Source organism: Rhodopseudomonas palustris HaA2, from assembly GCF_000013365.1.
In the GTDB taxonomy this organism is placed as follows: Bacteria; Pseudomonadota; Alphaproteobacteria; order Rhizobiales; family Xanthobacteraceae; genus Rhodopseudomonas; species Rhodopseudomonas palustris_J.
Genome location: NC_007778.1, coordinates 849844 through 876490 on the forward strand (window position 1 = coordinate 849844; position 26647 = coordinate 876490).

At 66.6% G+C, this 26647-nt stretch carries 25 protein-coding genes; 21 read left to right on the forward strand and 4 right to left on the reverse strand.

Features of this window, described 5'->3' with window-relative positions; genetic code table 11:
- Positions 1-11: 11 nt before the first annotated feature.
- On the reverse strand, positions 12-2447 hold the full coding sequence (locus RPB_RS03855; RefSeq protein ID WP_011439658.1) for an HAD family hydrolase: 2436 nt from the start codon (positions 2445-2447) through the stop codon (positions 12-14).
- 511 nt (positions 2448-2958) lie between these two features.
- Between RPB_RS03855 and RPB_RS03860 the strand changes: the two genes are divergently transcribed.
- The 11 genes from RPB_RS03860 to RPB_RS03910 all read left to right on the forward strand — a co-directional run bounded on the left by RPB_RS03860 (position 2959) and on the right by RPB_RS03910 (position 13081).
- Complete coding sequence (locus tag RPB_RS03860) at positions 2959-3630, forward strand: RNA polymerase sigma factor (RefSeq protein ID WP_011439659.1); 672 nt, start codon at positions 2959-2961, stop codon at positions 3628-3630.
- A 140-nt stretch (positions 3631-3770) separates the two neighbouring features.
- Positions 3771-4595: a flagellin gene (locus tag RPB_RS03865; RefSeq protein WP_011439660.1), complete on the forward strand. Its 825-nt coding sequence runs from the start codon at positions 3771-3773 to the stop codon at positions 4593-4595.
- A gap of 67 nt (positions 4596-4662) precedes the next feature.
- A complete protein-coding gene (gene fliD, locus RPB_RS03870; protein WP_011439661.1) occupies positions 4663-6342 on the forward strand; it encodes a flagellar filament capping protein FliD in 1680 nt (559 codons plus the stop codon).
- 6 nt (positions 6343-6348) lie between these two features.
- Positions 6349-6744 carry a flagellar export chaperone FliS gene (gene fliS, locus RPB_RS03875; protein ID WP_011439662.1) on the forward strand — a complete coding sequence of 132 codons (396 nt, stop codon included), beginning with the start codon at positions 6349-6351 and terminating at the stop codon, positions 6742-6744.
- Positions 6745-6922: 178 nt separating this feature from the next.
- Entirely contained in the window at positions 6923-7198 is a 276-nt protein-coding gene (locus RPB_RS03880) for a hypothetical protein (protein WP_011439663.1), read from the forward strand.
- A 482-nt stretch (positions 7199-7680) separates the two neighbouring features.
- Positions 7681-8343 (forward strand): flagellar hook assembly protein FlgD, encoded by a 663-nt coding sequence (locus RPB_RS03885; RefSeq protein ID WP_011439664.1) that lies wholly within the window; start codon positions 7681-7683, stop codon positions 8341-8343.
- A 19-nt stretch (positions 8344-8362) separates the two neighbouring features.
- Complete coding sequence (gene flgE / locus RPB_RS03890; RefSeq protein WP_011439665.1) at positions 8363-9628, forward strand: flagellar hook protein FlgE; 1266 nt, start codon at positions 8363-8365, stop codon at positions 9626-9628.
- A gap of 4 nt (positions 9629-9632) precedes the next feature.
- Positions 9633-9887 (forward strand): hypothetical protein, encoded by a 255-nt coding sequence (locus RPB_RS03895; RefSeq protein ID WP_011439666.1) that lies wholly within the window; start codon positions 9633-9635, stop codon positions 9885-9887.
- A gap of 20 nt (positions 9888-9907) precedes the next feature.
- The gene (locus RPB_RS03900; RefSeq protein WP_011439667.1) at positions 9908-10366 is read left to right on the forward strand and encodes a flagellar protein FlgN; all 459 of its coding nucleotides are present in this window, start codon (positions 9908-9910) and stop codon (positions 10364-10366) included.
- A 22-nt stretch (positions 10367-10388) separates the two neighbouring features.
- Positions 10389-12155, forward strand: coding sequence for a flagellar hook-associated protein FlgK (gene flgK / locus RPB_RS03905; protein ID WP_011439668.1), 1767 nt, complete (start codon positions 10389-10391; stop codon positions 12153-12155).
- Between the two features lie 14 nt (positions 12156-12169).
- Positions 12170-13081 (forward strand): flagellin, encoded by a 912-nt coding sequence (locus RPB_RS03910; protein ID WP_011439669.1) that lies wholly within the window; start codon positions 12170-12172, stop codon positions 13079-13081.
- Between the two features lie 239 nt (positions 13082-13320).
- On the opposite strand, the gene RPB_RS03915 is transcribed toward RPB_RS03910, so the two are convergent.
- Together RPB_RS03915 and RPB_RS03920 are read right to left on the reverse strand one after the other, a co-directional pair.
- The gene (locus RPB_RS03915; RefSeq protein ID WP_011439670.1) at positions 13321-14127 is read right to left on the reverse strand and encodes an SDR family oxidoreductase; all 807 of its coding nucleotides are present in this window, start codon (positions 14125-14127) and stop codon (positions 13321-13323) included.
- A gap of 131 nt (positions 14128-14258) precedes the next feature.
- A complete protein-coding gene (locus RPB_RS03920; protein ID WP_011439671.1) occupies positions 14259-15317 on the reverse strand; it encodes a polysaccharide deacetylase family protein in 1059 nt (352 codons plus the stop codon).
- Between the two features lie 157 nt (positions 15318-15474).
- Between RPB_RS03920 and RPB_RS03925 the strand changes: the two genes are divergently transcribed.
- The 10 genes from RPB_RS03925 (at position 15475) to phoB (ending at position 25387) form a co-directional block, all read left to right on the forward strand.
- The gene (locus tag RPB_RS03925; protein WP_011439672.1) at positions 15475-16869 is read left to right on the forward strand and encodes an OmpA family protein; all 1395 of its coding nucleotides are present in this window, start codon (positions 15475-15477) and stop codon (positions 16867-16869) included.
- Between the two features lie 4 nt (positions 16870-16873).
- Positions 16874-17170 carry a hypothetical protein gene (locus tag RPB_RS03930; protein WP_011439673.1) on the forward strand — a complete coding sequence of 99 codons (297 nt, stop codon included), beginning with the start codon at positions 16874-16876 and terminating at the stop codon, positions 17168-17170.
- A gap of 229 nt (positions 17171-17399) precedes the next feature.
- On the forward strand, positions 17400-18434 hold the full coding sequence (locus tag RPB_RS03935) for a lysylphosphatidylglycerol synthase domain-containing protein (protein WP_011439674.1): 1035 nt from the start codon (positions 17400-17402) through the stop codon (positions 18432-18434).
- Positions 18435-18436: 2 nt separating this feature from the next.
- Positions 18437-19786 (forward strand): sensor histidine kinase, encoded by a 1350-nt coding sequence (locus RPB_RS03940; RefSeq protein WP_011439675.1) that lies wholly within the window; start codon positions 18437-18439, stop codon positions 19784-19786.
- 140 nt (positions 19787-19926) lie between these two features.
- On the forward strand, positions 19927-20937 hold the full coding sequence (gene pstS, locus RPB_RS03945; protein ID WP_011439676.1) for a phosphate ABC transporter substrate-binding protein PstS: 1011 nt from the start codon (positions 19927-19929) through the stop codon (positions 20935-20937).
- A gap of 275 nt (positions 20938-21212) precedes the next feature.
- Positions 21213-22211 carry a phosphate ABC transporter permease subunit PstC gene (gene pstC / locus RPB_RS03950; RefSeq protein ID WP_011439677.1) on the forward strand — a complete coding sequence of 333 codons (999 nt, stop codon included), beginning with the start codon at positions 21213-21215 and terminating at the stop codon, positions 22209-22211.
- A gap of 2 nt (positions 22212-22213) precedes the next feature.
- The gene (gene pstA / locus RPB_RS03955; RefSeq protein ID WP_011439678.1) at positions 22214-23059 is read left to right on the forward strand and encodes a phosphate ABC transporter permease PstA; all 846 of its coding nucleotides are present in this window, start codon (positions 22214-22216) and stop codon (positions 23057-23059) included.
- Positions 23056-23880, forward strand: coding sequence for a phosphate ABC transporter ATP-binding protein PstB (pstB, locus tag RPB_RS03960; RefSeq protein ID WP_011439679.1), 825 nt, complete (start codon positions 23056-23058; stop codon positions 23878-23880). The genes pstA and pstB overlap by 4 nt, the downstream gene beginning before the upstream one ends.
- 25 nt (positions 23881-23905) lie before the next feature.
- A complete protein-coding gene (gene phoU, locus RPB_RS03965) occupies positions 23906-24622 on the forward strand; it encodes a phosphate signaling complex protein PhoU (protein ID WP_011439680.1) in 717 nt (238 codons plus the stop codon).
- 63 nt (positions 24623-24685) lie between these two features.
- On the forward strand, positions 24686-25387 hold the full coding sequence (phoB, locus tag RPB_RS03970) for a phosphate regulon transcriptional regulator PhoB (protein ID WP_011439681.1): 702 nt from the start codon (positions 24686-24688) through the stop codon (positions 25385-25387).
- A 339-nt stretch (positions 25388-25726) separates the two neighbouring features.
- On the opposite strand, the gene RPB_RS03975 is transcribed toward phoB, so the two are convergent.
- Entirely contained in the window at positions 25727-26236 is a 510-nt protein-coding gene (locus RPB_RS03975) for a GcrA family cell cycle regulator (RefSeq protein WP_011439682.1), read from the reverse strand.
- Between the last annotated feature and the right edge of the window lie 411 nt (positions 26237-26647).

Here is a 26647-nt window from a genome sequence, read left to right on the forward strand (position 1 = left end):
CGGATCGGCGTTCAGCCCAACGCCAGCACCCGCGCGCCGCCCGCGGGCGTCACGCCGATGCTCAGCATCGCCACCGCATCGGTCAGCGTCGGAAGCTCGATCGTCAGCACGGCGTCGTCGCGCGTGGCGGCGTAGCGATCGCCGTCCCAGGCGATGCCGTCCTGTGCGGCCGCGGCGCGATCGAGCAGCCGGATCTCGCCGCTGCGCGCCGCCAGCTTGATGCTCGCGCCGCTCTGCAGGAACGGGCCGCTGATGCGTCCCTCGGTCGCCAGCGTGGCGATCGGCACGCTGATGGCGCGGATCGCCATCGCCTGCGACATCGGAATCCGGATCCGGATCGCGTTGAAGCCGTCGCGATAGCAGGCGACCGGAACGGTGGTCGCGACGCCCTTGCGATCCTGCAGCACGACGTCGATCCGGCCGCATTTGACGTCGCCGAACAGGTCCGACGGCAGCAGGTTGCAGCCGAACAGCAGATACAAATAGCTCTGCGCCGGCGCCAAGGCGGCGAACGAGCCGGCCAGCCACATCGGCGGATCGGCCGCGGTGCAGGCGTCGGGCAGCGACTGCGTCACCTGGCGGGCCGCCAGCAGCTCGGCGTCGAGCAGCGGCGTCAGCGCGGTGGTGCCGAGATTGACGTCGTGCTGCAGCGATCCCAGCAGCATCAGTTCGTCGTCGGTCGGCTGTAGCAGCAGCCGCCCGAGCATCGTCACGACGTTGGCGGCGTCGCGCGCCGGGTCGGCGATCGGCGCGAAGCGCAATTGCGGCGCCAGCGCCGCGGCTTCCGCCGCATAAGCGAGTACGCCGGCCTGCACCTCGCCGGCCAGTGCCTGCTGCGCGTCGGCGTGCAGCGCCGCCTCGCGGATCACCGCGCCGTCGCGATAGCCTTCGACCGAACCGGTCGGCGCGCAGCACAGCTGCTCCAGCACCGCGACGTTGCGCAGCAGCAGGCGTTTGACGTGCGGCGTCACCACGATGTCGGAAATCATGCCTTCGAAGCTGTCGCGGTCGTCGCCGTCGACGAAGCCGTCGTCGAGCGACAGCAGATACAGCCCGTGAATCCGTGCGGAGACGCCTTCCAGGTCGAACACCCGCCGCAGCGATTTTTGGATGCTGCCGGAATAGCCGAGATCGACCAGAACCAGATCGGTGCAGCGATCGAGATCGGGAAACTGCGCGCGCAGATAGGTCATCAGCTCGGCGCGCAGCGCCGCGGCGATCGCGGCGATCTCGCGCGCGTCGATCAGCTCAGGCAGCGCCTTCGCGAGTTCGGGGCCGGTGGTCCGGCCCTGCGGCTGACGCGCGAAGAACGCCGCCACTTTCTTGGAGCGATGCCGGGTCAGGCCTTCGAAGGCGACCGCGTCGATCGCCGGAATCTCGCGCACCAGCCTGACAAGCGGATCGAGCGTCGCCGCCGCCGCCATCACGCCGACGCGGCGGCTGATCTCGACATAGCGCGACGTCGTGTCGCCGGCCTTCGCGCGGAGCCGATGCGGCAGGAAGCCGTCGCGACCGAGGAAGCCGACGCGGACCTCGCCGCCGGCGGCGCCGATCTGCGCGATGCGCGCGGCGACGAATCCATCGAATGCGTGCATCACCGGCCCGAGCACGTCGGCGCCGAAATCGAACGCGGGAGATCGCCGCGGCACGCGCGCGGCCACCAGCCGCCGCAGCGTGCGCACGCCGCCGTCCAGCGTTCCGACCGGCGCCTGGCACAACAATCGACCGGCCGGCGCCTCGCGATTGAAGATCGCCGCCAGCTGCGCGCTCGCCTGAGGGACGTGCAGCGCGCTGATGTCGAACCGCCGCGCGCCGTCGATGTCGGCGATCGGATTGTCGCCGATGTGGACCGCGCGCCGCGGGTCGACCGCATGCTCGGCGAGATAGATCCCGAATAACTTCTCGGCCTTGCCGGTGCCGCTGTCGCTCGACGAATACAGAAAGTCCCATTGGAGGTCCGGGCAGCACGCACGCAGCAGCGATGCCAGCTGCTCGGCGCTCCAATAGCTGTCGGAGATGAAGCCGGTACGCGCGCCGGCGGCACGGAGTTCGCGATACCGCGCGAGAATATCCGGATTGCAGCGGCACAATTCGTGCTCGGCCGCGAACTCGGCGGCGACGAGGTGCGGCAGCGCCTCTTTGGACAGGCCGAACAGCCGGAACGGAAACACCGCATAGATCTCGGCGATGCCGATTTCGGCGCGGCCGTCGTTGCGGATCGCCGCCTTGCGCGCGCGGGCTTCGGCCTGCCTGCGATGTTCGACGTAGGATCCAGCCGCGGCGGGAAAGCGGTTCGCCGCAGGCGACGATTGAAACGCCCGCTCGATCACGCCGTCGGGCGTCGTGCAGCCGCGCACGATGAAAGTATCGAAGACGTCGAACGAGACGAAGTTTGCGTCGGAATATTTCGGCTTGAATCGATTTGTTTCCGCAATGTGTACGTTCATGTCCCGTCCCGCCTGTCCGCGCGTAGTAAACGTTCAGAAACAAAAAAGCAGGCGCACGTGCTGCGATCGAGGCTCATCGCGCGACATTTGCGCTTCTTCTCGCGGCGAAGTCCGGTAGTTTTTCCAGGTGCGATTCGGCGACCGATGCCGAGCCGAATTCCACGCCTTTCGTGTCGGCGGCGGCATCACGCCGGAGTCGCGTGCGCGAGTCGCCGCGGCGCGTCGCAGCGTTGCGTGTCGAGTAGTTGCGTCAGACCATCAGTCGCGCTTGCGCGATCACCTCGTGCGTCGAGATTTTGCCGATGACATCACAGCCCCCATCTGCGTGCCGCGCAACGCCGCGTCGAAGCACCGGCACCGGCGGCATATTTTGCCCACTACCCGGCAGAATTTTCCACCTAACTATTTGCAAAATAAGTCGAAATTCTCCGACCGGATTTTCGGGGCGGCCCGTACAAACTTCACAGGCCGACCACACCGTCCGTTCGTCGGCATAGGATTGGAGCAGGGGATGGCGCACGCTCTCCACACCGAACCGGTCGACACGCTCGCAACGCCGCCGGCCGCATCGGCGACGCTCGCACCCGATGCGATCGTGCCGCACGACCCTGACGCGCCGCGCGACATCGACGAAGAATTGCTGGACCGGCTCGCGGCGAACGACGAGGCGGCGTTCAGGCTGCTGGTCGAGCGCCACATCGATCGCGCCTTCGGCATCGCGCTGCGCCTGCTCGGCAGCCGCGCCGACGCCGAGGACGTGGTGCAGGACACGATGCTGAAAGTCTGGACCCATCGCGGCCGCTGGGAGCACGGCCGCGCCAAATTCTCGACCTGGCTGTACCGCGTCGTCACCAATCGCTGCATCGATCTGCATCGCCGTCCGCGCACCGACAATGTCGATGCCGTGCCCGAGCCGGCCGACGCCAAGCCCGACGCCTGCAGCACCATGCAGCGCAACGAGATCACCCAATTGCTGGAAACCGCGATTCAGAAACTGCCCGAGCAGCAGCGCGTCGCGGTGATCCTGTCGTATCACGAGAACATGAGTAACGGCGACATCGCCGAGGTGATGAGCACGACCGTCGCCGCGGTCGAGTCGCTGCTCAAGCGCGGGCGTCAGCAGCTCCGCGAGATCCTGCGGCGCCACGAGCCGGACCTGCTGCAGGCGTTTACCGACTGCTAACCATAAATCGCCGGCCCGAGACAAACCCCGCCTGAATTCCGCGTGCCGTTCCGTTTAGCGGATGGACGGGGGCTGGCCTGCGTCCGGTCGTCCCCCACTCCGGTTCGCATTCGCGGCCGATCACTTCAAGGAGCGTCTCGATGCCCGTCATTTCCACCAACACCGCCGCCAATTCCGCCGTCCGCTACCTGAATATCAACTCGCAGCAGATGTCGAGCTCGCTCTCGAAGCTGTCGAGCGGCTCCAAGATCACCCAGGCCTCCGACGACGCCGCCGGCCTCGCGATCTCGACCCGGATCTCGTCGGACGTCACCACGCTGCAGCAAGCGGCCACCAATGCTTCGCAGGCGACCTCGATCCTGCAGGTCGCCGACGGCGGCGCCTCCAACATCAGCGACATTCTCTCGCGCATGAAGTCGCTGGCGTCGCAATCGTCCTCGGCGACCGTCACCGACAGCAGCCGTGCCTATCTGAATTCGGAATTCACCGCGCTGAGCGACCAGATCGACAGCATCGCGACCGGCACGCGCTACAGCGGCCAGTCGCTGCTCGACGGCTCCAGCACCTTCGCCTCCGGCGCCGCGGTGCTGGTCGGCTCCAACTCCGCCGATACGATCACCGTCACGCTGGACAGCCTCACCGCGACCGAACTCGGCGTCGGAACGCTCGACATCAGCACGCAGGCCGGTGCGACCTCGGCGCTCGACGCGCTCGATGACGCGATCGACACCGTCTCGGCGGCACGCGCCAATATCGGCGCGCAGGAATCGCGGTTCAACTTCAGCGCCAGCTCGATCTCGACGCAGTCGCAGAACCTGGAGTCGGCCAATTCGGCGATCACCGACGTCGATATCGCGTCGGAGCAGGCCAAGCTGTCGTCGGCGCAGGTGATGGTCCAGGCCGCGGTGTCGGCGGAGTCGGCGGCGAACAAGATGCCGCAATATCTGCTGAACCTGCTCGGCTGACGCCGTTCCGATCCGGTGAACCGGCGTTCGCGCCGGTTCGCCGCCCAGCGCAGGAGATCCGACCGCCATGGCCACCGTCACCAGTTCGACTTCCGCCTCGGCGACGGCCGCGCTCGCGACCACGACGTCCGGCACCACGACCACGACGAGCGTCGATTGGGATGCGTTGATCGAAGCGCAGGTGGCGACCAAGACCGCCGCCGCCGACACCATCGAGACCAGCATCACGGCCAACGAAGCCAAGATCTCGGCCTACCAAAATCTGCAGACGCTGCTCGACACGCTCGTGACCAGCACCACCTCGCTGTCGAAGTCGATCGTCAACTCGCTGTCCGACAGCACCTTCGGCGCCCGCGCGGCCACGATCACCTCGAGCGGCGACGTCAGCGCCAGCTCCGCGGTGTCGATGTCGATCAGCAACGGCGCCGCCACCGGCGACCATACGCTCACGGTCGAGCAGATCGCCACCGCGCACCGCGTGATCGGAACCAGCGTCGCGGACAAATCCGCGGATATGGGCCTGACCGGCGTGTTCTCGCTCGGCCTGGCCGGCGGCACCAGCGTCGACGTCTCGATCACCAGCGGCATGTCGATGGAAGACATCGCCGACACCATCAATGCGCAGAGCGACAGCACCAACGTCCAGGCCTCGATCATCCAGATCTCGAGCACCGAATACGCGCTGACGCTGACCGCGCTGAACGACAACGCCGAGATCACCACCAGCGTCGTCTCCGGCGACGACGTGCTGACGACGCTCGGCGTCACCGATTCCGCCGGCGACTTCACCGACGTGCTGCAGGAGCCGCAGCCGGCGCTGTTCACGGTCGACGGCATCTCGCTGACCCGCGACACCAACGACATCACCGACGTGCTGAGCGGCGTGACCTTCAGCCTGCTGCAGGCGACGCCGGACGGCTCGACCATCAATCTCAGCATCGACGTCGACGCCGACCAGATCGCGGCCGCGCTGGAGGAGTTCGTCACCGCCTACAACGCCGTCCGCGAGGAGGTCACCGCGCAGCAGACGCTGACCTCGGACGGGACCGCGGATTCCAGCGCCGTGCTGTTCGGCGACGGCACCATGCGCAGCATCATGACGCAGATCGAACAGGCGATGAACTCCACCGTCGGCGGACTGTCGATGACCGACCTCGGGCTGTCGTTCACCGACACCAATACGCTCGAGTTCGACACCAGCGTGCTGTCGGCCACGCTGACCGAAGACCTCTCGGGCGTGATCGCTCTGCTGGCGTCGAAGACGACGGCGTCGTCGAGCTCGCTCTCGGTGGTCAATACCAACTCGTCGCCGCCGTCGTCCTTCGTGCTCGACATCGCGGTCGACGATTCCGGCGCCCTGACGGTGTCGGTCGGCGGCGACAGCTCGCTGTTCACCGTCAGCGGCAACACCATCATCGGCGCCTCCGGCACGGTGTATTCCGGCATGGCCTTCACCTATTCGGGCTCCAGCTCGGCGTCGATCACCGTGACCTCGACCTCCGGCATCGCGGCGCAGATCAACAACATCGCCGACCTCGCCTCCGACACCAGCACGGGGTCGCTGCAGGATCTGGTCACCAGCCTGCAATCGCAGGACGACCGGATGGAGCAGCAGATCAACGACATCAACGAGCGGGCCGAAATCTACCGCGCGATGCTGGTCAGCCAATACGCCAAATACCAGAGCGCGATCTCCACGGCGGACACCACGCTCGACTATCTCTCCGCTCTCCTCAACGACGAGTAACCGATCATGCAGAACCACGCCCGCCTTCACGCGGCTCAGGCCTATCGCAGCGCCGCCGTCGCCGTTCCGCCGCTGCGCGCGGTGGCGATGCTGCTCGACGGCGCCATCAAGGCGCTGCAGAGTTCGATCGCCGCCACCGAGCAGAAGCGGTTCGAGGAAAGCCACACGCAGATGATCCGCGCGACGGCGATCCTGCGCGGCCTGAGCCACCATCTGAATTTCGACAAGGGCGGTGCGGTCGCCGAGGGGCTGCACCAGACCTATCACAGCCTGATCATGGCCTGCCTGCGGTCCTATGGCCGGCCGAATTCGGCGGACTGCTACAAGCGCATCATCGGCAGCCTGATGGAGTTGCGGAACGCCTGGGCCTATGTCGCCCTCGAGGCCGCGAAGGCGGGCTGACCCGCTCCGGACCCGCCGCTCCGCCCTCCGGCGCGCCCGCTTTCCGCGCATTTTGCGGTTGAAAAGCCGCGCTGCTGTTGCCTAACGGCCGTCCCTGCCTTACGAGCGATCGACCCTCTGTCGCCGTCGCGCGCTCGCGTGCCGCCGCGACATCGGTCTTGGTCGGACGGTTTCCAGAATGGACGTTGCCGAATTCAAGGATCTGCTCGATCGACGCGGCGACGACCCGGCCGCGTGGCCGGCCGCCGAGCGTGATCAGGCCGATCTGCTGCTGAGCCATTCCGAACAGGCCCGTCAGGCGCTGGCCGAGGCGCGATTACTGCGCGCTGCGCTGCGCTCCGCCCCGGTGCGCGCGCCCGAAGGTCTGGTCGACCGGATCATGAGCAAGGTGCGCGACGCCGCACCCGCGCCGGAGCGCCGCGACGACGATCCAGACGCCAACAACAAGCGATAGAGCTCTCGGGCGACCGCCACGGGCCGCAGCGCGCCCCCTCTCCCACTCTTGCGGGGGAGGGCTGGGGTGGGGGCGCGCCAAGCACTGAGTCCGTGTGACGCCGAGAGTCGGCTTCCCCCACCCGGATCGCTCGCGCGATCCGACCTCCCCCGCAGGCGGGAGAGGTTGCGCTGTGCCGGTTGGCCGGATCCCGCACGCGCGATCGCGTAGCACGATCCATCGACCCGGACACATTGGCCGGAAGGCAAATTTTGCCTGGTTTTCCCGCGCCGACGCGGTTTCCTGGAAATTCAGAAAAGCGCTGTGGCACAGCCATAAGTGACGTCTCCATGCGGCGAGTGCGGGACGTTTTCGCCCGCCGCAAAATACTTCGCCTGAACGACCGGCAGCGCCCGTTTCACTAGGGAACGGCTTCGAGACCCTCCCCTTCACGACAGGCAGTTCCGAGGCACAGCCCGCCCGGAATTCGCTGGAGCACGCCCATGTCAGTTGCTGCAACAACGGCGACCACCACCACCGCCGCGACGGTCGCCTCGACCGCGTCGACCACGGCGAGCCTCACCTCCAACGAATTCATGACGCTGCTCATCACCGAGCTGCAGAACCAGAATCCGCTGGAGCCGACCAGCACGACCGACTTCGTCAATCAGCTCACGTCCTACGCCAACTACGAGCAGCAGCAGACGCTGAACGCCAATCTCACCACGCTGACGACGTCGCTCAACAGTTTGCTGACGCTGAATTCGTCGAACTACATCGGCCAGACCGTCACCGCCAAGGCCGACACCGGCACGCTGCAGGACGGTCAGATCGCGTTCGGCTACTCGCTGGATTCGGCGGCGTCCAGCGTCACGCTCACCGTCAAGGACTCGTCCGGCAACGCAGTGTGGAGCGGCAGCGGCACGACGACGTCGGGCACCAACTCCTTCACCTGGGACGGCAAGACCACCGACGGCACGCAGCTCTCGGACGGCGGTCAGTACACGCTCGAAGTCTCCGCGACCGATTCCACCGGCCAGTCGGTCTACGGCTACACCACCGTCACCGGCAAGGTGACGGGCGTCGACAATTCCACCGGCTCGCCGAGGCTCAACATCGGCAACACCTCGGTCAGTACCGACAACGTCATCGGCGTCACCGCCTGAACCAGCCCGGAGTCACAGCATGAGTTTGTCAGGCGCACTTTCGTCCGCGATCTCCGCGTTGAACGCGCAGAGTTCGGCGCTGGCGATGATCTCCGACAACATCGCGAATTCGTCGACGGTCGGCTACAAGACCTCCTCGGCCTCGTTCGAGTCGCTGGTCACCAACACGTCGGGCGCGTCGTCCTACTCGTCCGGCGGCGTCACGGCGTCGGCGACGTCGAACATCACCACGCAGGGCCTGCTGACCTCGACCACGACGGCGACCAACATCGCGATCCAGGGCAACGGCTTCTTTCCGGTGACGACGTCGCTCACCGGCGGATCGACGCTCTACACCAGGAACGGCGCGTTCACGATCGATTCCGACGGTTATCTCGTCAACAACGGCGCCTATCTGCTCGGCTGGCGGACCGACACCGACGGCAACGTCATCGGCACCGCCAGCGAAGGCAATCTGGTTCCGATCGACACCAGCGTCGCCAAGACCAGCAGCGGCGCGACCACCACGACGTCGTTCGCGGCGAATCTGCCGGCCGACGCCGCGGTCAACGACACCTTCACGACGTCGATGCCGCTGTATGATTCGCTCGGCACGTCGAGCACGATGCAGGTGACGTGGACGAAGACCGCGGAGAACACCTGGAGCGCGAGCTTCGGCAAGCCGACGCTGGCGTCGGATTCGACCACGACGCTGGCGGCGGCGCCGACCGACACGATCTCGGTCTCGTTCAACAGCGACGGTTCGCTGGCCAGCACCAGCCCGAGCCCGGCGACCGTCACGATCAGCGACTGGACCACCGGCGCCGCCAACAGCACGATCACGCTCGACCTCGGCACGGTGGGCGGAAAAGACGGCCTGACGCAACTATCCTCGGACCTTTCGACGCCGGCCGTGACCATCGACAGCATCGAGTCCGACGGCCTTGCCTTCGGCAAGCTGAGCAGCGTCGCGGTCGGCGACGACGGCACCGTCAACGCCACCTACTCCAACGGCGAGACCATCGCGATCTACAAGATCCCGGTCGCGACCTTCACGGCGTCGGCCGAGCTGGAGGCGCAGAGCGGCGGGTTGTACGCGACCACCGCCGCGTCCGGCTCGGCGACGCTGCAGGAATCCGGCGCCAACGGCGCCGGCACGATCTACGGCAGCGAGCTCGAATCCAGCACCACCGACACCAACGAACAATTCAGCAGCATGATCTCCGCGCAGCAGGCGTATTCGGCCGCGTCGCAGGTCATCACGGCGGTCAACAAGATGTTCGACACCCTGATCGCGGCGATCTGATCCGATGACCGATCGCGACAAAGACGACGAATTGTTCGTGCGGCTGGATCGCCTGGTCACCGCGGCGCGAATCCTGCGCGGCGCCGAGCGGCGCCTGATCCTGAGCCTCGAGAGCGACATCCGTCGGGTCCGCGCCGGGTTGAGCGGCCGCTGCGAGGAACTGGCGCATGAACTGAGAACGCTGAATACGCGCAGCCGGGCCGCATCGGCCTACGGCCGCACCGCTTCGATGGGGCGCGGCGCGCCGCAACGCAACTGAACGACGACGGAGTGAACGACATGATGACACCGAGCCCCCCGCTGCAGCCGGCGATCGTCCAGGACAGTCACCGGATCGCCGATCTGGTCGAACTGATCGACCAGCTGATCGACGTGGTGACCGAAGAGAACATCGCGCTGGCGATGGGCCTGCCGGCGTCGCAGTCGCGCCACACCGCCCGCAAGCTCGAACTGTCCGAGCTGTTCGAACAATGGGTCAAGCAGGTCTCGATGAAGAACGTGCTGCTCAGCACGCCGGACCGCGCGCTGCAGATCAGGGTGCTGGATCGGATCGAGCGATTGCGGCTGGTGATGGACGAGAACATCGTCCGGCTGCGCGCGGCGATCGAGGCCAGCCAGCGGCGCATCGATGCGGTGATGGCGGCGATCCGTCAGCAGATCGCCGGCAATTCGCCCTACGGGGCGAACGGCCGCATCAGCGGCCCGGCGGCCTCCGCGGCGCGGGGCGTTCGAATCTGACCTGACCGCGGCGGAGGATTCCATGTCACTCGACATCGCGCGCAGTATCGCCGTCGGCAGTCTGATGGCGAGTCAGGTCCAGATCAGCGTCGCGTCGTCGAACGTCTCGAACGCCGACACCACCGGCTACTCCGTCAAGACCGCGAACCAGGTCGCCACCACCAGCGGCGGCGCCGGCACCGGCGTGTCGATCACCGGGATCACCAGCAGCGTCGACAAGCTGCTGATGAAGTCGGTGATCGCCGCGACCTCCGAACTCGGCGCCGCCGAGATCGACGACACCTATCTGGATCGCCTGCAGGCGCTGTATGGCAGCACCTCGGGCGCCAACGACACCGGCACCTCGCTCGCCAATACGCTGGCGTCGCTGGAATCGGCGGTGACGTCGCTGGCCGGGACCCCCAGCAGCGCCTCGCTGCAGGCCAATGTCGTCAGCGCGCTGGACGATCTGGCGTCGCAATTGCGCGAGACGTCGAGCGGCATCCAGTCGCTGCGGGCGGACGCCGACGCCGAAATCGCGGCCGACGTCGACGAGGTCAACACCGCGCTGAAGACGATCGACGACCTCAACGATCAGATCAAGCAGGCGGCCGCCTCCGGCAATTCCACCGCCGACCTCGAGGATCAGCGCAACGTCGCGCTGCAGACCGTCGCCGGCAAGATGAACATCAGCTACTTCGTGTCGTCGTCCGGCGACATGCAGGTCTACACCTCGGGCGGGCAGGCGCTGGTCGACAGCAGCGCGCATCTGCTGAGTTTCACGGCTGCGTCCTCGGTCAAGGCGTCGTCGACCTATGACGGCACTTCGTCCGGCCTCAGCGGCATCACCCTCAACGGCGTCGACGTCACCTCGCAGATCAGCTCCGGCGAAATCGGCGCGCTGTTCGACCTGCGCGACACCGAACTGCCGGCGGCGCAGGCGCAGCTCGACCAATTGGCCACGACGCTGGCCGACAGCCTGAATACCGCGAGCAATGCCGGCACCTCGCTGCCGCCGCCCGCGACGCTGACCGGCACCACCGCGGTGACGTCGTCGACGGCGCTGTCGGCGACCGGCATCGTCCGCATCGCGGTCGCCGACCAGTCGGGCAATCTGGTGTCCTACGGCGATCTCGATCTGTCGAGCTACGCCACGGTCGGCGATCTGGTCGACGGCATCAACGCCATCTCGGGGCTCAGCGCCGCGATCGATTCCAGCGGCAAGCTGGTGATCTCCGCGACCGGCAGCGGCAACGGCGTCGCGATCAACGAGATGACCGGCGCGGTCGGCGCCGACGGCGCCGGCCTGTCGGACTATTTCGGCCTCAACGATCTGGTCACCGGCACCGGGGCGTCGAACTTCGCGGTGCGCAGCGACATCCTGGCGAATTCCGGGCTGTTCCAGGTGACGACGCTCGACGATTCCGCGACGCTGACGACGGGCAGCAAGGTGCTGACCGCGGGATCGAGCGACGTCGTCGACGGGCTGTATTCGGCGCTGACCGAGTCGCGCAGCTTCGGCGCATCCGGCGGGCTCGGCTCGACCACCGGATCGTTCGCCGATTACGCCGCCGACATCGTCTCCAACGTCGCCTCGAAGGCGACCTCGGCGGCCACCACCTACACCGCCAAGAGCACGACGCAATCCAGCCTCGCCAACGCGCTGACGTCGCAATCCGGCGTCAATCTCGACGAGGAGACCGCCAAGATCAGCTCGCTGCAGAATCAGTACACCGCGGCGTCGCAACTGATTCAGGTGATCAACGAGATGTTCTCGTCGCTGATGACCGCCGTGCAGAGCGTCGGCTGACGGGAGCGCATCCGATGTTGACCCGCGTCGCCACTTTCGCCAACACCGACCAGATGGTCGCGGCCGCCTTGCGGACGCAGAGCACGATGGCCAATCAGCAGATCCAGGAGGCGTCCGGGCTGGTGTCGTCGGATTTCGGCGGGCTCGGATCGAGTTCGCAGCAGGTGCTGAACCTGCAGGTCTCGGTGACGCGGTCGCAGTCCTATATCGACGCCGCGACGCTCGCCAACGGCAAGGTCGAGGTGATGTACTCGGCGGTGAATTCGATCGCCGATTTGATCACCGAATTCCGCACGCTGCTGACCAGCGCCAGCAACGTCGCCAGCACCGATGCCGCCAGCGTGACGCAATCGGCCCAGAGCATGTTGGAGCAGATGGCCTCGCTGCTGAACACGCAGTACAATTCCGGCTATCTGTTCGCCGGGTCGGACACCAAGACCGCGCCGGTCGACGTCTCGTCCTCGGTCTACGCCGCCGCGACCTCGCCGTCCTCGGCGGACACCAGCTACTATCAGGGCAACGACGATCTCGCCTCGGTGCGCGTCTCCGACAGCCAGACCGTGTCCTACGGCGTCACCGCCGACAGCGCCGCGTTCGAGCAGGTGATGCGGGCGATGAATCTGGTGGCCAACAATTCGCCGCTGTCGACCGAGACGCTGAACGAGGCGCTCGATCTCGCCGTCGGCGCGATCGACAGCATCGGCGTGATCCAGACCAAGCTGTCGAACGCGGCGTCGTCGATCGCCAAGGCGAGCTCGTATCAGAGCGAGTATCAATCCTACGCCGAGACGCTCGGCAGCGATCTCACCGGCGTCGACGTCGCCGCGGTCACCGCCAAGCTGTCGACCTACGAGGCGCAACTGACGGCCTCCTACTCGGCCATCGCCAAGGTGCAAGGTCTCAACCTGGCGAGCTATTTGGCCTAGAGCGGTTCATCGCTTGATTGAAGCAACGCGGCATTCTCGCGTGCGGAGGCGTCATCCTGAGGTGCGAGCGCAGTGAGCCTCGAAGGATGCGGCCAAGGCGCTTGCGGCTCATCCTTCGAGGCCCGCCGCGCCGCTCATAGCGCGGCCCGGCGGGCACCTCAGGATGACGGCGGTGGCTCCATCAAAACCAGAGCTGCTCGAGCAGGCGCTCGCCGAGCCGACGCGCGCAACCGCCCGGCTTAAGCCCAGCCGTCGCCCTTGATGCCCGGGTTGGCGTAGGCGACGCCGCCGTCGACGGCGATGGTGGTGCCGACGACGTAGTCGCCGGCGCGCGACGCCAGGTAGATCGCGGTGCCGGCCATGTCCTCGTCGGTGCCGATCCGGCCGGCCGGCACGCGGCCGGCCACCGCCTCGGCCTCGTCGCGGGCGGCCTTGTTCATGTCCGACGCGAACGGGCCCGGCGCGATCGCCGTCACCACGATGTGGTCCTTGATCAGCCGCACCGCCATCCGCCGCGTCAGGTGGATCAGTCCGGCTTTCGAGGCCGCATACGGATAGGTCTCGAGCGGATTGACGAAGATGCCGTCGATCGAGGCGATGTTGATCACCTTGCCGGGGCGCTCGGCGGTGGCGGCGGCGCGCAGCGGGCCGTGCAGCGCCTTGGTGAGGAAGAACGGCGTCTTGACGTTGAGGTCCATCACCTTGTCCCAGCCGGCCTCCGGGAATTCATCGAAGTCGGCCGCCCAGGCGGCGCCGGCATTGTTGACCAGAATGTCGAGCTTCGGTTCGCGCTTCTTGATCTCGCCGGCCAGCATGTCGATGCCGGTCATGGTGGAGATGTCGATCGGCAGCGCGATGCAGTCGCCGGAATGCTGCGCGGTCAATTCCGCCGCGGTGGCTTCGCAGGCCGCGGCCTTGCGCGCGGTGATGTAGACCCGTGACGCGCCGTAAGCGAGAAAGCCCGAGGCGATCATCTTGCCGATGCCGCGCGAGCCGCCGGTCACCAGGGCGACGCGGCCCTCCAGCGAAAACAGATTGTGGAACATGCATCCTCCCTGTGTTTGCCCGATGGTTTGCGGTGCGGCCCGGGACGAGTCAAGGCGAGCCGCGAGGCGATCCGGATGCGTTCCGTGTCTCGGAAATTCAGCCGGTGCGAGGGGGCGGGAATGCGGCGGCGTCAGGCCGCGTCGACGCGGCGGAAGCCGTTCCACATCGCGGTGGCGGCGCCCGACGTCAGCACCGGCAGGATGCGGTCGTCCTGGTAGTTGCCGTTGAGCGAGACCCGCGGCAGCGCGGTGAGGTGATCGGCGACGCCGGCGAACAGCATCCCCGGCCGCGTCGTCACCGCGGTCTTGTAGCCGGCCTGCCGCGCCAGCTCGTATTCGCGCGGCCCCGCGGCGGCGCGGTCGCCATAGGGATAAGCGAGGTGCGCGACCTCGCGCTGCAGATGGCTTGCGATCCGGGCGCGGCCGATCGACAATTCGTGCGCCGCCAGCGCGTCGCGCTGCTTGGCGAGGATGCAATGGCTGATGGAGTGGGCGCCGATCGTCACCAGCGGGTCCTCGGCAAAGCTCCGCAATTCGTCCCAGTTCAGGCAGAGCTCGCGGCCGACGGCGGTTTCGTCGGTCCGGGTGCGGGCGCACAGCGCGCTCATCGCGCGCGGCAGATCGTCGCCCTCGGGCAGGGCACGCAACATGTCGTGCAGCCGGTCGAACGCGTCCTGCTTGGCTTCCGGCGTACGCGCATCGAGCCGGATCTCGTCGCCGCCGATCTCGGCCTCGATCCAGTCGCGGCCGGCGATCAGGCGCTCCAGCGTGATCCACCACAGCCGTCCGGTGCCCTGCGCGAAATCGCTGGCGACATAGACGGTGAACGGCGCCTGAAACTCCTGGAACACCGGCAGCGCGAAATCGCGGTTGTCGCGGTAGCCGTCGTCCAGCGTGATGCAGGCGAAGCGGCGGCCGAATTCCCGCGCCGTCAGCCGGCGGTGCAGTTCATCGATCGAAATAATGTCGATGTTCTGGGCCCGCAGATGCCGCAAGGTGGTGCGCAGAAACTCGGGCGTCACCTCGAGATGACGGTTCGGCTGAAACGCGTCGGCCCGCGCCGGTTTCACATTGTGCAGCATGAAGATCGTCCCGATCCCAGAAAAGATCGGACGCAGCACATGATAGGCGCCGGTAAAATACAGCGCATCGAGCCCGGCGCGGATGATGTTGTGGCGAAACTGCTTCATCGGGCTACGGGCTGATTCATTTCCGGACAATGCTAGCGCCCTCGTGCTGAAGAAACGGTTATAGACGACTGCCGGATTGGCGGCTTTTTTCTTGAATTGCGTTTGACAGCCTTCCAACGGTTTGATTTCTCTCTGCTTCTGACCCACGGGAAGCGGAATGCGCGGACTTTTCAGATCGAGCGGCCAGTGGTGGCGCGGCGCCATCATCCTGATCGCTCTATGGTCGATCGCGGCCTGGACCACCACGCCGGACGTAGAAGCCGATGTCGCAGCGCGTTCCGTCGCGGCGCTCAAGAGCACCGTGCTGGACAAAGCCCGGCTGACGCCGGTCGGTCGCGACATCGTCTTCTCCGCCGATGCGTTTTCGGAAGAAGGCCGCCGCAGTGCGGTCGCCGCGGTCGAGGCCGTCCCCGGCGTCCGGCTGGTGGTCGATCAGACCCGCCTGGTGCCGCAGGCGACGCCGTTCGTCTGGTCGATCGAGCGCGACGTCGTTCGCGTCACGCTCGCCGGCAGCGCGCCGTTGCCCGCCAGCCGGGCGCGGCTCGCGGATGCCGCCCGCGCCGAACTGGCCGGCGTCGAGGTCGCCGACCGCATGACGCTCGCCCGCGGCGCGCCGACCCGCTTCGATGCCGCCGCTCTGCTGCTGGTCGATCAGATCGGCAAGCTCAAGGAAGGCAAGATCACCCTGTCCGACACCAAGGTCAGTCTCGCCGGCATGGCGCGTGATCTCGGCGGTCGCGAGGCCATCGGCGCAGCGCTGCGGAACCTGCCGGAGGGCTATGCGGTCGCCGCGAACGACATCAAGGCGCCGCCTTACGTCTTCCAGGCCAACAAGGACCCGGTGGCGTCGACCCTGACCCTGACCGGCTACGTGCCGGATAATAATGTCCATGCGGCGCTGGCGGCGGCCGCCGGCCGGAAATTCTTCAGCGAGAAGGTGGTCGACCAGCTCAAGGCCAGCATCGGGGCGCCGCAGGGCTTCGCCGGCGCGGTGGCTCCGGCGCTCGGCGCGCTGTCGCGGCTCTCGACCGGCACGCTGGTGGTGTCCGACCGCGAGGTGCGGCTGTCCGGCGACGCGCTGTTCGAGGCGGCGGTCAGCCAGATCCGCAGCGAGCTGAACAAGGACATGCCGCAGGGCTGGACCGTCAAGGCCGAGCTCTCGGTCAAGCCGGCGGCGTCGCCGGTCGATGCCTCGGTCTGCCAGCAATTGTTCGACGATCTGCTCGGCAAAAGCACGGTGCGCTTCGAATCCGCCAGCGCCACCATCGACAAGGATTCCGCCGGTCTGCTCGATCGGCTGATCGAGACCGCGATGCGCTGTCCCGGCGCCTCGATCGAGGTCGCCGGCCACACCGACAGCGACGGCGAGGCCGGTTTCAACCAGGCGCTGTCGGAGAAGCGCGCGCGCGCGGTGGTCGACTATATGGTCAGGGCCGGTCTCACGCCCGAGCGCTTCCAGGCGTTCGGCTACGGCAGCAGGATTCCGCTCGCCGGCAACGACAGCGACGCTGGCAAGGCGAAAAATCGCCGCATCGATTTCGTGATCAGGTGACGGCATGATGGCGATGGCGAATTTCTACGGGGGCTGGTTGCTCGGCGCGCTGCTGCTGGGGTTCGCCGCAGGCTGGATCGCGGTGGTGCAACGCGGCGAGGGATTGTCGCGCAACGCCGCGATGGGGCTCGGCGGGGTGGCGGCGGTGCTGGTCGGGCTGTCGCTCGCCCGGATCGTCCCGGGTCGCGCCGGCTACTGGCTCGATCTTTTCCTTGTCATGATGGCCGCCTATCTGGTGGGGTGTGCGATCGGATCGTGGCTGCGTTACCGGGTTGTCGCACGGCAGATGAAGGGGCGCTGACCCCGGAAAAGCGCCGGGCGCGGTTGCCCGGCAAGTGTCCGCGGATGGGCCGCGGATGTGAAACCGGTCGGCTCGGCCGGATTTGAAGCAAGGAGCGGGATTGGCGGTATCGTCCGAATTCCATCCGGCCCGGAAGCAAGCTGCCAGAGCCTCCTGGCCACGGACCGGTAACGGTTGCCGTGGTATCGGTCACGACGTCCCAGGCGGCGGAGAGGGATTCGAGGTCTAGATGATGGCCGCAATCGGCAGGGCGATCGCGTTTCTGCGCGAGAAGCAAATCCTGCGCAAGCTGGGAGTTGCGATCAGCATCGCGGTCATCGCCGCGGCTTGCTACGTTCTCTTTCACCAGCTCCGCGGCATCGACGTCGACGACGTCCTCGCCGCGATGCAGAAGATCGCGCCGAGTTCGATCGTGATGGCCGGGCTGTTCGTCGCCGCGGGCTACTTCACCCTGACGTTCTACGACCTGTTCGCGCTGCGGACCATCGGCCGCAACGACGTCCCCTATCGCACCGCCGCGCTCGCTGCCTTCACCAGCTATTCGATCGGCCACAATGTCGGCGCCAGCGTGTTCACCGGTGGCGCGGTGCGCTACCGGATCTATTCGGCCTGGAGCCTCGACGGCATCGACGTCGCCAAGATCTGCTTTCTCGCCGGCCTGACCTTCTGGCTCGGCAACGCCGCCGTGCTCGGCATGGGCATCGGCTATCATCCGGAAGCGGCGTCCTCGATCAATCAGCTGCCGCCGTGGCTCAATCGCGTGCTGGCGCTGGCGATCCTGTGCGGGCTGGCGGCCTATGTGCTGTGGGTATCGGTCAAGCGGCGCCGCGTCGGCCGCGGCAGCTGGACCGTCGATCTCCCCGGCGGGCCGCTGACGATGCTGCAGATCGGCATCGGCATCGTCGATCTCGGCTTCTGCGCGCTGGCGATGTATGTGCTGGTGCCGGAGGAGCCCAATCTCGGTTTCGTGGTCGTGGCGGTGATCTTCGTCTCCGCCACGCTGCTCGGCTTCGCCAGCCATTCGCCGGGCGGGCTCGGCGTGTTCGATGCCGCGATGCTGGTCGGCCTGTGGCAGATGAACAAGGAAGAGCTGCTGGCCGGCATGCTGCTGTTCCGGATGCTTTACTACATCGTGCCGTTCGTGCTCTCGGTGATCATTCTCGCGGTCCGCGAGATCGTCATCGGCACGCGCCTCAAACGGATGGATCGGCTCGCCGCCGCGCTCGATCCGAAGCCGATCCGACAGGATCCCACCCCAGGCTGACCATGATCGCGCCGGCATCCGACGAACAAGCCCGCCATGGCGGACCGCCGGTCCCGGCCGCGGACAAGACCACCGTGGCCGCGGCGACGCCCTGGGCGGACCGGCTGCGTCACGCCGCGATCATCCTGCTGGCGGCGGCGATCGCGCTGGTGACGCTGGCCGTGCTCGGCGAAGTCACCGTCCTCGCCGCGGGGGCGGTGTTCGTCTGCGTCGCAGCGGCGGCGCTGGTGCCGTGGCGGCTGCACGATGCGGCCAACAAGCGCGACGACGTCCCGGGCACCAGCCCGGTCGAGACGCCGGTGGTTCGCGCCATCGTCGCCGGCATGCCCGACCCTGCGGCGCTGCTCGACCGCGCCGGCCGGGTGCTGCATCTCAACGCCGCCGCGGCGCAGCTCGCGCCGGCCTTGCGGGTCCGCGAGCTGGCGCAATTCGCGCTGCGCAATCCGGAGATCGTCAATGCGCTGCGCGAGGCGATCGCCACCGCCGAGCCGCGCCGCGTCAGCTATCTCGATCACGCGCCGATCGAGCGCTGGATGGAGCTGATCATCGCGCCGGTGCAGGTGCCGACCACGTTCGGCGGCACCGACCAGTGCATGCTGATGACGTTTCACGATCTGACGCCGCTACGCCGGGTCGAGGAGATGCGCGCCGATTTCGTCGCCAATGCCAGCCACGAATTGCGCACGCCGCTGGCGGCGCTGTCCGGCTTCATCGAAACCCTGCAGGGGCCCGCGCGCGACGACGCCAAGGCGCGCGAGCGCTTTCTCGGCATCATGCAGGCGCAGGCGACGCGGATGGCGCGGCTGATCGACGATCTGCTGTCGCTGTCGCGGGTCGAACTCAGCGCCCATGTCCGGCCGGACGTGCAGATCGACCTCGCGCCGCTGATCCGGCAGGTCGCCGACGGGCTCGAGCCGCTGGCGAAGGAGCGCCAGGTCGCGATCGAGATCGACATGCCCGAGACGCCGGCGGTGATCGCGGGCGACCGCGAGGAATTGCTGCGGGTGTTCGAGAACCTGATCGAGAACGCATTGAAATACGGCGCCTCCGGCGGCCGCGTCGCGGTGTCGGTGGCGGCGCTGGCGTCCGGCGAGGGCGGCACCGAATATCGCGTCGCGGTGCGCGACTTCGGCCCCGGCATCGCGCCCGAACATCTGCCGCGGCTGACCGAGCGATTTTACCGCGTCGACGTCGGCGACAGCCGTTCACAAGGCGGTACTGGATTAGGATTATCGCTGGTGAAACATATTGTTAACCGCCACCGCGGCCGGCTTTTGATCGAAAGCGTACCGAAAAAGGGCGCCACTTTCACCGTCTGTTTTCCTCCGGTAAAGCCCGAGGTTCGCGCTTAAAATTTAAATGAATTCAGTGGGTTGCGATAGTCACAGGAGTGTCATCGAACTCTCATAAAAGGTCAATCGACCGCTCGTAAAGCGAGCGGGGTAAGCGCAGTCGGGCGCGGTCAGCGCTTCGCTTACGAACGGAGACCATCATGAATTTCATTAAGTCCATCGTCGCAGCCGGACTGGTTGCGGCGTCGACCTCGGCCTTTGCGGCCGACATCACCGGCGCGGGCGCCACCTTCCCGTTCCCGGTCTATTCGAAGTGGGCCGACGCCTACAAGAAAGAGACCGGCAACGGCCTGAACTACCAGTCGATCGGCTCCGGCGCCGGCATCAAGCAGATCATCGCCAAGACCGTGACCTTCGGCGCCACCGACGCGCCGCTGAAGCCCGAGCAGCTCGACAAGGAAGGCCTCGCTCAGTGGCCGATGGTGATGGGCGCCATCGTTCCGGTGGTCAACCTCGAGGGCGTCAAGCCCGGTGAGATGGTGTTCGACGGCCCGACGCTGGCCGACATCTATCTCGGCAAGATCAAGACCTGGAACGATCCGGCGATCGCCAAGCTCAATCCGAAGCTGAAGCTGCCGACCGACGCGATCACCGTGGTTCGCCGCTCCGACGGTTCGGGCACCACCTTCAACTTCACCGACTATCTCTCCAAGGTCAGCGCCGACTGGAAGACCAAGGTCGGCATGGGCACGGCCGTGGAATGGCCGGTCGGCGTCGGCGCCAAGGGCAATGAAGGCGTCGCCGGCAACGTCGGTCAGACCAAGAACTCGATCGGCTACGTCGAATACGCCTACGCCAAGCAGAACAAGCTGACCTATGCGGGTCTGGTGAACAGCGCCGGCAAGGCGGTTCAGCCGACCATCGCTGCGTTCCAGGCTGCCGCCGCGAACGCCGACTGGGCCAAGGCCAAGGGTTACTACCTGATCCTGACCAACCAGCCGGGCGAGACCTCGTGGCCGATCACCGCCGCGACGTTCATCCTGATGCACAAGGAGCCGACCGACAAGGCGGCCTCCGCCGAAGCCCTCAAGTTCTTCAAGTGGGCGTTCGAGAAGGGCGACAAGATGGCCGAAGAGCTCGACTACATCCCGATGCCGGCTTCGGTGGTCAAGCAGATCGAAAAGACCTGGTCTGCCGACATCAAGAGCTGATCGAAACCGACAACGACACTCGCGGACCGGACGTCGTCCGGCCGCGGGTGACACCAGCCAGGCCGGGATCCAGGCGCCACGACGTGACCATGGATCCCGGTGCCTGCGCCGGGCCCGGCCGCGCCGCTCCCGACGTGATTACCGTGCGTCTCGTTCCGGATTCGTTTCTTGAGATGCGCGGCTTCGGCCTTCGTTCAATCGCGATCAGGTTTCAAACAAATCGCTTCAGGGCGCGCGTTGTGTCCGGGTAGCGTAACAACATCAGGGTGACGGGCGTGGCAGACATGGCGGTTCAGAGCACTGGAATGGAGGCCGCCGGACCCTATGACCGCGCGAGGGCTCTCGGCGCGTTCAAGGCCGGCGATACCGCGTTTTACTGGACCACGCGCGCTTGCGCGATTTCGGTGCTGCTGATCCTCGGCGGCATCATCCTGTCGCTGATCGTCGGCGCATGGCCGGCAATCCGGGAATTCGGGTTTTCCTTCCTGTTCACCCAGCGCTGGGCGCCGGCCAACGACCCGCCGATCCTCGGCGCGCTCGGGCCGATCTACGGCACGCTGGTCACGTCGATCATCGCCATGGTGATCGCCATTCCGATCGGGCTCGGGATCGCGATCTTCCTCACCGAACTGTGCCCGAACTGGCTGCGCCGCCCGATCGGCCTCGCGGTCGAACTGCTGGCCGGCATCCCGTCGATCATCTACGGCATGTGGGGCTTCTTCGTGCTCGGGCCGTTCATGGCGAACTACATGCAGCCCTACATGATCCGCGCCTTCGAAGGCGTGCCGGTGCTGGAGACGATCTTCGCCGGTCCGCCTTCCTATCTCAGCCTGTTCAACGCCTCGCTGATCCTGGCCATCATGGTGCTGCCGTTCATCACCGCGATCTCGGTCGACGTGTTCAAGACCGTGCCGCCGGTGCTCAAGGAAGCCGCCTACGGCGTCGGCTGCACCACCTGGGAAGTCGTTCGCAGCGTGGTGATCCCCTACACCAGGGTCGGCGTGATCGGCGGCATCATGCTGGCGCTCGGCCGCGCGCTCGGCGAAACCATGGCGGTCACCTTCATCATCGGCAACGCCTTCCGGATCACCGGCTCGATCTTCTCGCCCGGCACCACGATCTCGGCGGCGATCGCCTCGGAATTCGCCGAAAGCGACGGGCTGCACCAGTCCGGACTGATCCTGCTCGGCCTGCTGCTGTTCATCCTCACCTTCCTGGTGCTGACGGCGGCGCGGCTGATGCTGATGCGGCTCGAAAAGAAGGCGGGGAATTGATCATGAATCCGGTTTATGCATCCCGTCGCCGCTCCGACTTCACCATCAAGGCGCTGTGCTACGGCGCCACGCTGTTCGGCGTGTCCTGGCTGGCGATGATCCTGTTCACGCTGTTCTACAACGGCTTCGCCGGCCTCAGCGTCCAGATCTTCACGGAGAATACCCCGCCGCCGGGCTCCGCCGAAGGCGGCTTGCTCAACGCCATCGTCGGCTCCGCGATCATGACTCTGATCGGCGTCGGCGTCGGCGCGCCGCTCGGGCTGTTCGCCGGCACCTATCTGGCCGAATACGGCCGCTACGACCGGCTGACCTCGGTGATCCGCTTCATCAACGACATCCTGCTGAGCGCGCCGTCGATCATCATCGGCCTGTTCATCTACGGCGCCGTGGTGGTGCCGATGGGCGGGTTCTCGGCCTTCGCCGGCGCGCTGGCGCTGGCGGTGATCGTGATCCCGGTGGTGGTGCGCACGACCGAGGACATGCTGCTGCTGGTGCCGGGCTCGCTGCGCGAGGCCGCCGCCGCGCTCGGCCTGCCGCGTTCGCTGGTGATCAAGCGGATCTCCTACCGCGCCGCCCGCGCCGGCCTGATCACCGGCGTGCTGCTGGCGACGGCGCGGGTCGCCGGCGAAACCGCGCCGCTGCTGTTCACCGCGCTCAGCAACCAGTTCTTCAGCCTCGACCTGTCGAAGACGATGGCCAACCTGCCGGTCACCATCAACAACTTCGTCCAGAGCCCCTACGACTACTGGAAGCAACTGGCCTGGACCGGAGCGCTGATCATCACCCTCACCGTGCTTGCCCTGAACATTGGCGCGCGCATTCTCGGCGCCGAGAGGACCCCGAAATGACCGATATCTCCTTTACGACCAGTCTTCCGGCCGGACCGGCTCCCGGAGCCATCGTGCAGCCCGAGGGCCCGGCGAAAGTCACCGTGCGCGATCTGAACTTCTACTACGGCGACAATCGCGCGCTGAAGGACATCAACCTCAATCTCGCCGCCAACCGCGTCACCGCCTTCATCGGCCCGTCCGGCTGCGGCAAGTCCACGCTGCTGCGGATCTTCAACCGGATGTACGACCTCTACCCCGGCCAGCGCGCCGAGGGGCAGGTGATGCTCGACGGTCACAACATTCTCGATCCGAAGCTCGACCTCAATCTGCTGCGGGCGCGGGTCGGCATGGTGTTCCAGAAGCCGACGCCGTTTCCGATGACGATCTACGAGAACATCGCCTTCGGCATCCGGCTTTACGAGAAGATCTCGAAGTCGGAGATGGACGGCCGGGTCGAGAAGGCGCTGCGCGGCGGCGCGCTGTGGAACGAGGTCAAGGACAAGCTCAGCGCCTCGGGGCTCAGCCTCTCGGGCGGCCAGCAGCAGCGTCTGTGCATCGCCCGCACCATCGCGGTGCGGCCGGAAGTCATCCTGTTCGACGAGCCGTGCTCGGCGCTCGATCCGATCTCGACCGCGAAGATCGAGGAGTTGATCGACGAGTTGAAGGAAGAGTACACGATCGCCATCGTCACCCACAACATGCAGCAGGCGGCGCGCGTCTCGGAATCGACCGCCTTCATGTATCTCGGCGAACTGATCGAATTCGGTCCGACCGACAAGATCTTCACCTCGCCGAACGACCGGCGCACCCAGGACTACATCACCGGCCGGTTCGGCTGACGCGCCAGGCGCGAGGAGAATGAATATGGGCTTCGAGCACACCACCAAGGCGTTCGACGGCGACCTGCAGGAGCTGACCCGGATGGTCGCCGAGATGGGCGGCCTGGCCGAGCGCCAGATCGTCGATTCGGTCGACGCGCTGGTCCGGCGCGACGTCGCACTCGGCGCCCGCGTCGTCGCGGCCGATTCCGAGATCGACCAGATGCAGCGCGTCATCGAGGAGCGCGCCGTGCTGACGATCGCGCGGCGGCAGCCGATGGCGGTCGACCTGCGCGAGATCGTCGGCGCGATGCGCGTCGCCACTGATCTCGAGCGGATCGGCGACCTGTCGAAGAACATCGCCAAGCGGGTCAACGCGATCGACAGCGACTTCCACCCGCTGAAGCTGATCCGCGGCCTCGAGCACATGACCGACCTGGTGCAGTCGCAGGTCAAGTCGGTGCTGGACGCCTACACCGCGCACGACCTGCCGGCCGCGATGGTGGTGTGGAACGGCGACGAGGAAGTCGACGCGATCTGCACCTCGCTGTTCCGCGAGCTCTTGACCTACATGATGGAAGATCCGCGCAACATCTCGTTCTGCATCCACCTGATGTTCTGCGCCAAGAACATCGAGCGGATCGGCGATCACGCCACCAACATCGCCGAGACGGTGTTCTACATGGTCGAGGGCGAGCAGCTTCTCGAAAAGCGCCCGAAGGGCGACATGACGACTTTCGCCAACGCGACGCCGGGCAACTGACGCGCAGGACGGCGGGATGCGGAGCGCATCCCGGATACGCTCGACTGAAGACGAGGACGACACATGGGTGCGCGCATTCTGGTGGTTGAAGACGAGGAAGCGCTGACCACGCTGCTGCGATACAATCTCGAATCCGACGGCTACGACGTCGAAACCGTCGCCCGCGGCGACGATGCCGACACACGGATGAAGGAGCGGCTGCCGGATCTGGTGGTGCTGGACTGGATGCTGCCGGGTCTCTCCGGCATCGAACTGTGCCGCCGGCTGCGGGCGCGGACCGACACCAAGCAGTTGCCGATCATCATGTTGACCGCGCGCGGCGAGGAGAGCGAACGCGTCCGCGGCCTCGCCACCGGCGCCGACGACTACATCGTCAAGCCGTTCTCGGTGCCGGAACTGCTGGCGCGGGTGAAGGGTCTGCTGCGTCGCGCCGCACCCGAGCGGCTCGCCACCGTGCTGACCTATGGCGATCTCGAACTCGACCGCGACAAGCGCCGCGTCGCGCGCAGCGGCCGGCCGATCGATCTCGGCCCGACCGAATATCGCCTGCTCGAATTCTTCCTGGAGCATCCCGGCCGGGTGTTCAGCCGCGAGCAACTGCTCGACGGCGTCTGGGGCCGCGACATCTACATCGACGAGCGCACCGTCGACGTCCACATCGGCCGTCTGCGCAAGCTGCTCAATCCGGGCCGCGAGCAGGACCCGATCCGCACCGTGCGCGGCGCCGGCTACGCGCTCGACGATCGCTTCGCCAAGGTGGAGTAAGCGCGAAGCGCTTCAACAGGAGCAAGTCGGTAGCCCGCATGAGCGCATCGCCATGCGGGGTTCGAGCGGTGCCTCCCGCATATCGCTGCGCTCATGCGGGCTACGGGTTTTGACGCCCACGGCATCCGATTCACACCCCAGCCGTCATCCTCCGCGAAAGCGGAGGATCCAGTATTCCCGAGTGTTGGTGAGAATGAACGGGCGCTCCGGGTGACTGGATCGCCCGGTCGAGCCGGGCGAGGACCGTCGGGAGCGCGTGCCGGGCAGAAACGCTCGCAGCGCGTTCCGGGCCAGAACGGGTGCCGCGCGGTGGCGGCATTGCCCCGCGCAGAGGCGTGATTACCGCGTCGTCTTCGGCGCCTGCCGCCGGCGGTCACCGACCGGCTGATAGGCGATGCGCGAGTGATGCGCGCAATACGGCAGGCCGGGCAGCGATTTGCCGCCGCAGAAGAAGAACTCGGGGCTCGACGGATCGCCGACCGGCCAGTGGCAGGTGGCTTCGTTGAGTTCGAGCAGCGACAGCCGCTGGTTCATCGGTACGACGTTGTCGATCGCGATCGGATCGGGCTCGGCCTCGACCTCGAACACATGCGCCAGCGCGGTATTGCCGCGCGCCACCGGCCGCGTCACCCGCATCATGTGCTGGGCGGGGCGCGCCTTGCGCTGGCGCGGCGCCGCCGAGGACGGGCTCTTGGCCCGGCCCGACAGGCCGAGCCGATGGACCTTGCCGATCACGGCGTTGCGCGTCACGTTGCCGAGCTCCGCGGCAATTTGACTCGCCGACAGCCCGCCTTCCCATAGCTTCTTCAACTGCTCGACGCGCTCGTCGGTCCAAGTCAATGTTGTCATCGTCTTAAATCCCTTCCTGCCGCGCGGTACTGGTCCAGCGCCGAACCGCGGCTGCGAGGTCGTCAATTGTCGTGCCGTCAGAATCCCTTAACCCTCGCCGGACGGCCGGTGCCGTCCGGGCGTTGCGCCCCGACCGAGAACTCGTAAAGGATTACAAACCGCGCACGACATGTCGTGCCTGACGAGGAAAACGCTACAATATGGCGTGACTCACGCGCAAGAGTCAGACCTGGTGCGTCCACACCTTCTCTCGCAAGTGAGTCTTGTCCGTCACAGCGGCGACCTGCGGAGAAGTCCGGGGGAACCCCAGCGGAAGCCCGGTTGACAGGCACTTCAGCACACCTAGAATGACTACACGTGCCGCCTGGAAAGGCGGCACGTTTCGTTTCCGGGGTACTTTCGTTTCCGGGG